Consider the following 5247-nt stretch of genomic DNA (forward strand, 5'->3'; position numbering starts at 1 on the left):
TCCTCCAGCCCGTTCAGCGCCGCGCCGAGGATGACGGCGAGGAGGAGATAGGGGTTGATGTCGCCGCCCGCGACGCGGTGCTCGATCCGCCGCGCGGCCGGCCCGCCCGAGGGGATGCGCAGGGCCGCCGTGCGGTTCTCGTGCGCCCAGGCCATGCGGGTCGGCGCGTGCGCCCCCGGCACGAGGCGGTCGTAGCTCGTTGAATGGGGCGCGAAGACCAGCATCGAGCCCGGCATTGCCTTGAGGCATCCCGCGATCGCGTGGCCGAGCCGGTCCGCGCCGCCCGGACGCCGCTCGTCGAAGATGTTCTCGCCGTCCCTGTCGAGGATCGAGAAATGCATGTGCAGCCCGTTGCCCGCATACTCGGGGTAGGGCTTGGCCATGAAGCTCGCCGCGACGCCGAACTGCCGCGCGAGGCCCTTCACGAGGAGCTTGAAGAACCAGGTGTCGTCCGCCGCCTTCAGCGCGTCCTCCTGGTGCATCAGGTTGATCTCGAACTGGCCGGGCCCCGCCTCGGAGATCGTGGTGTCCGAGGGGATGTCCATCGCCTCGCAGGCGTCGTAGAGGCGGCTGAAGAACTGGTCCCAGGCGTCGAGCTGCCGGAGCGCGAGGATCTCGGCCTGGTGGCGCCGCTTGCCCGAGCGCGGCGAGGGCGGCACGCGGGGCGCGTTGCCCTTGTCGTCGATCAGGTAGAACTCGAGCTCGGTCGCCACCACCGGCGTCAGGCCGCGCGCCCTGTAGCGCTCGACCACGCGGGCGAGCGCCTGGCGCGGGTCGCCGTCGAAGGGCGTGACGCCGTCCTGCTGGAACATCCAGATCGGCAGGAGCGCGGTGGGGCTCTCGAGCCACGGGACGGGGAGAAAGCCGCGCTCGGTCGGCATCAGGATGCCGTCGGGATCGCCCGAGCGGAAGACCAGCGGGCTGTCGTCGATGTCCTCGCCCCAGATGTCGAGGTTCATCACCGAGAAGGGAAAGCGCGTGCCCTCGGTGATCGCCTTCTCGGCGAAGCGGCGCGCCACGCGCTTGCCGCGCGGCTGGCCGTTGAGGTCGGCGGCGACGGTGCGGATGGAGGCGATCTCGGGGTGCTCGAGGAGCCAGTTCATCGGATGACCTGCGGGCGGTAGCGGAGGCGCGGGCGCGCCTCCTGCGGGAGGTGGCGGTTGAGCCGCCGGTTGATCGCGCCGAAGAGCGCGATGATCACGAGGGTGAAGAGCACGAAGTAGACCGCCACGATCGGGTAGGGGATGAAGGGGTTGAAGGTGCGGTCGGCGAAGTAGTTCGCGTAATAGAGCGCGTCGCCCATCTGCTGGAACGCCGGGAAGGACGAGAAGAACACCAGCGCCGTCGAGTGGAAGAGGAAGATCGCCTCGTTCGTGTAGGCGGGCCAGGCGAGGCGCATGGTCGTGGGGAAGACCACGCGGCGGAACTTCTTCCAGCCGGTGAGGCCGTAGGCGTCGGCGGCCTCGAGATCCCCCTTCGGCACCGCCCGGAGCGCGCCGTAGAAGATCTCGGCCGAATAGGCGGAGGTGTTGAGGAAGAGCACGATCAGCGCCCCGAGCCAGGCCCGCGCGAGCCAGCGCGTCTCGGCCTCGATGGCGACGCCGAGGAAGGTGAACTCGATGCCGACGCGGGGCAGCAGGACGAAGGCCTCGTAGGCCATGAAGAACTGGATGAAGAGCGGCGAGCCCCGGAAGACGAAGATGAACCACTCGGCGGGCTTGCGCAGGAGGAGTGTCCGCGAGTTCTTGGCGAGCGCCAGCGCCACGGCGAAGACGAAGCCGAACGAGAGCGCGAGGATCGCGAAGTAGACGTTCCAGATCATGCCCGAGCCGATCAGCACGATCTGCTCGCAGACGCCGATATCCGCCTGCGGCAGCCGCCGCTCGCCGTGGCCGAGGGCGCGCAGCGCGTAGGCCTGGAACGCCTCGGCGCAGGTCATGCGGCGGCCTTCCTGAGCTCTTCGCCCGCCGCCGTCGCCTGCCCGTGGCTGAGACGGGTCGTCAGGCGCGCCAGCACGATTTCGGAGACCCGGGTGAAGGCGAGGTAGAAGATCAGGAGCGCGAGGAAGTACCAGAGCCGCCAGTCGGGATGCGGATAGGCATAGGCCGAGGTGCGCGAGCCGCCGAGTTCGCGCGCCCAGTAGACGATGTCCTCGATCCCCAGCAGGAACAGCAGCGGCGTCGCCTTGATGAGGATCATCCAGATGTTCGACAGGCCCGGCAGCGCGTAGATCCACATCTGCGGCACGAGGATGCGCCAGAAGACCTGGCGCCGCGAGAAGCCGTAGGCCTCCGCCGTCTCGAGCTGGGCGCGGGGCACGGCGCGCATCGCGCCGTACAGCACGTTGCCGCAGAAGGCGCCGAAGACGATGGCGTAGGTGAAGACCGCGAGGCCGAAGCCGTAGACCTCGTGCACCCATTGCGGAGAGGAGGGCTGCGGCGTGCGGGCCTCGGGGCAGACGACGAAGTTCGCGCCCTGCCGGATCTCCTCGGTCCAGCCGGGGCAGGCGGCCTGGTGGCGCAGCCATTCGATGGCCTGGTCGAGCACGAGGACGAAGAAGAGGAAGAAGACGATGTCGGGCACGCCGCGCACCATCGCCGTGTAGGTCTTGCCCAGAAGCGAGAGCGGCAGGATGTGCGAGCGCGACGCGGCGGCAGCGGCGAAGCCGAAGGCGAGCGCGGTCGGCGCCGTGACCGCGAGGAGCGCGAAGACCACGAGGAACGACGTGTAGAACAGCATGTGCGCCCCGTTGGTCAGGTAGCAGCTGAACCAGCGGAAGGTCTCGAGCGTGGAGGGATCGGCGCAGAACTCGAACATCTGGGCTTGGGGCGGGGGCCGGGCCTTGCGTATTTGGGGAAAGATGAAGGGCGGGGCGGGGGACGCGGAACGCCCCCCGCCTGTCGGGCCCTTACCAGGTGGCGGCTTCCTCGCCGAACCACTCGAGGATCAGCGCGTTGAGCGTGCCGTCCTCCTTCATCGAGGAGATCGCCGCGTCGAAGGCGGCGAGGCGCTCGTCGCCTTCGCGCAGCGCCATGCCGACGCCGCCGCCGAGCTGCACCGGCTCGCCGACGATCATCAGGTCGGGGTCCTCGGCCGCGATCGGCAGGAGGTAGTCGCCGTCGGCGAAGACCGCGTCGGCCTCGCCGTTGCGCACCGCGGCCACGGTCTCGTCCGGCGTCGCGAACTCGATCAGGGTCGCGCCCGAGTCGGCGATGTAGCCGGCCTGGATCGTGTTGGTCTGCGCCGCGACGACCGCGCCCTCGAGGGTGAAGTCCTCGGACATCCCCATGAAGAGCGACTCGGCCGGCGGGAAGTAGGCCTGCGTGAAGTCGACGACCTCCTCGCGCTCCTCGGTGATCGACATGCCGGCGATGATCGTGTCGTAGTTGCCGGAGGTCAGGTTCGGGATGATCGAATCCCAGTCGTTCGTCACCCATTCGCAGGTGAAGCCCGCCCGCGCGCACAGCTCGTCGCCCACGTCGCGCTCGAAGCCGTCGATCTCGCCGTTGTCGTTGATGAAGTTGTACGGAGGATAGGCGCCCTCCGTGCCCATGCGGACGGTATCCTGCGCGGCGGCCGCGCCGGCGACTAGCGCAAGGAAGCTCGCGCCGAGGATCAGGTGTTTCATCGTTCTTCTCCCTGGTTTTCTGAGGGTTGGTTGCCCCGAGCCGTCAGGCCGCGTGGCCATGGCTGAGGAATTGCCGCAGACGCGGCGAGGCGGGCGCCCCGAAGAGGCGGTCCGGCGGACCCTCCTCCTCGACGCGGCCCTCGTGCAGGAACACGACGTGGTCCGAGATGTCGCGTGCCATGCGCATGTCGTGGGTCACGAGGAGCATCGTCCGCCCCTCTTCGGCGAGGGAGCGGATGACGCGGACGACCTCCTGCTCGAGTTCGGGATCGAGGGCGGAGGTCGGCTCGTCGAACAGGAGCGCGCGGGGCTGCATGCAGAGCGCGCGCGCGATGGCGGCGCGCTGCTGCTGCCCGCCCGAGAGCTGCGCGGGCCAGGCCTCGCACTTCTCGCCGATGCCGACCTTGTCGAGCAGCGCGCGGGCGCGGTCCTCGACCGCCTTCGGATCCTCGCCGAGCACGGTGACGGGCGCCTCCATGACGTTCTGGAGGACGGTCATGTGGGCCCAGAGGTTGAACTGCTGGAACACCATCGAGAGGTTGGTGCGGATGCGGCGCACCTGCTCGCGGTCGGCGGGGTGGCGCGCGGGGCCCCGGCCCTTCCACGCGACGGGCTCGCCCTCGAAGAGGATCTCGCCCTCCTGGCTGTCCTCGAGCAGGTTCGCGCAGCGCAGGAGCGTCGACTTGCCCGACCCCGACGAGCCGATGAGCGACACCACGTCGCCCGCCCGCGCGGTCAGGTCCACGCCGCGCAGGACGTGCAAGGTGCCGAAGCTCTTGTGCAGGCCGGTGATCTGGATCACCGGGGCGGTCTGGTCGGTCACGGTCTTGTCGCACCCCCGTCAGGTTTCCGGAGATTTGTGCCCATGGAGCGGGCAAATGCAATTGTCCTGTGCAGAGTGACCCCGCGGAAGGCCGCGAAACAGGGCCGTTCGCGGAGCGAATGCCTAAGCGGGCGGCGCGGGCGGAACGGCGAGCGCGGCGTAGGCGTCGGGGTCCGGCGCGACGATGCCCCGAAGGCCGAGGAGGTCGCGGGTCGCGGCGGGCAGGGCGGCGAGCGCCTCGGCCATGGCGGCGCGGATCGGCGCGGGGTCGGTACCGCGCGCGGTGACGTAGGAGAGCGCGGGCGTGGGCGGCGTCCGGTCGAGGACGCGGAGGCCGTCCGCGAAGCCGTCCCAGCGCGCGATCATCCGCCAGGTGGCGGCGTCGATCCCGGCGATGTCGGCGCGGCCCTCGGCCACGGCGCGCGCGCTCTCGCGGTGGGCGCCGGTGGTCAGCGCCGCGCCGAAGGCGATGCCCGCGCGCCGGGCGGCGGCGAAGGGCGCGCCCCAGCCCGACTGGCTGTCGTCGGAGTTCAGCGCGATGGAGGCGCCGGCGAAGTCGGCGAGGCGCGCGCGCGGGTCGTCCACGCGCACCACGAGGATGCTGTAGTAGCTGCCCGCGGGCGCGTCGGGCAGGCCGAGATCGGGGGCCGCCACCAGCGTCACGCGCTCGGCGAAGCCGAGGCGCCAGGGCAGGTTGCAGATCTGCGAGAGGAGGAGGTCGGGGCGGGCCCAGGCCTCGGCCGGGGACAGGGCTTGGTCGAGCGCCTCGGGCGCCTCGGTGCCGCGCGTGCGAAGC

The 5247-nt window shown here is 70.4% G+C and carries 6 protein-coding genes; all 6 read right to left on the reverse strand.

Going from position 1 to position 5247, the window contains the following annotated elements; all coding sequences use genetic code 11:
* On the reverse strand, positions 1–1103 hold a 1103-nt coding region (locus tag ACTS11_RS01045; RefSeq protein WP_442638500.1), incomplete at its 3' end, for a glutamine synthetase family protein.
* The gene (locus ACTS11_RS01050) at positions 1100–1939 is read right to left on the reverse strand and encodes an ABC transporter permease (protein ID WP_442638501.1); all 840 of its coding nucleotides are present in this window, start codon (positions 1937–1939) and stop codon (positions 1100–1102) included. The genes ACTS11_RS01045 and ACTS11_RS01050, both read right to left, overlap by 4 nt.
* Positions 1936–2817, reverse strand: coding sequence for an ABC transporter permease (locus tag ACTS11_RS01055; protein WP_442638502.1), 882 nt, complete (start codon positions 2815–2817; stop codon positions 1936–1938). The genes ACTS11_RS01050 and ACTS11_RS01055 overlap by 4 nt, the downstream gene beginning before the upstream one ends.
* 91 nt (positions 2818–2908) lie before the next feature.
* A complete protein-coding gene (locus ACTS11_RS01060) occupies positions 2909–3628 on the reverse strand; it encodes a transporter substrate-binding domain-containing protein (RefSeq protein WP_442638503.1) in 720 nt (239 codons plus the stop codon).
* Positions 3629–3671: 43 nt separating this feature from the next.
* The gene (locus tag ACTS11_RS01065; RefSeq protein WP_442638504.1) at positions 3672–4451 is read right to left on the reverse strand and encodes an ABC transporter ATP-binding protein; all 780 of its coding nucleotides are present in this window, start codon (positions 4449–4451) and stop codon (positions 3672–3674) included.
* 123 nt (positions 4452–4574) lie between these two features.
* Positions 4575–5247 (reverse strand): phosphate/phosphite/phosphonate ABC transporter substrate-binding protein (locus ACTS11_RS01070; protein ID WP_442638505.1); only part of this gene is annotated, 673 nt, incomplete at its 5' end.

The organism is Roseicyclus sp., from assembly GCF_052168335.1.
Taxonomy (GTDB): domain Bacteria; phylum Pseudomonadota; class Alphaproteobacteria; order Rhodobacterales; family Rhodobacteraceae; genus Roseibacterium.

Excerpts from the sequence above, each read along its gene's own strand:
- ACTS11_RS01050 (WP_442638501.1), bottom strand. The coding sequence starts at position 1,939 with ATGACCTGCGCCGAGGCGTTCCAGGCCTACGCGCTGCGCGCCCTCGGC.
- ACTS11_RS01055 (WP_442638502.1), bottom strand. The coding sequence starts at position 2,817 with ATGTTCGAGTTCTGCGCCGATCCCTCCACGCTCGAGACCTTCCGCTGG.
- ACTS11_RS01060 (WP_442638503.1), bottom strand. The coding sequence starts at position 3,628 with ATGAAACACCTGATCCTCGGCGCGAGCTTCCTTGCGCTAGTCGCCGGC.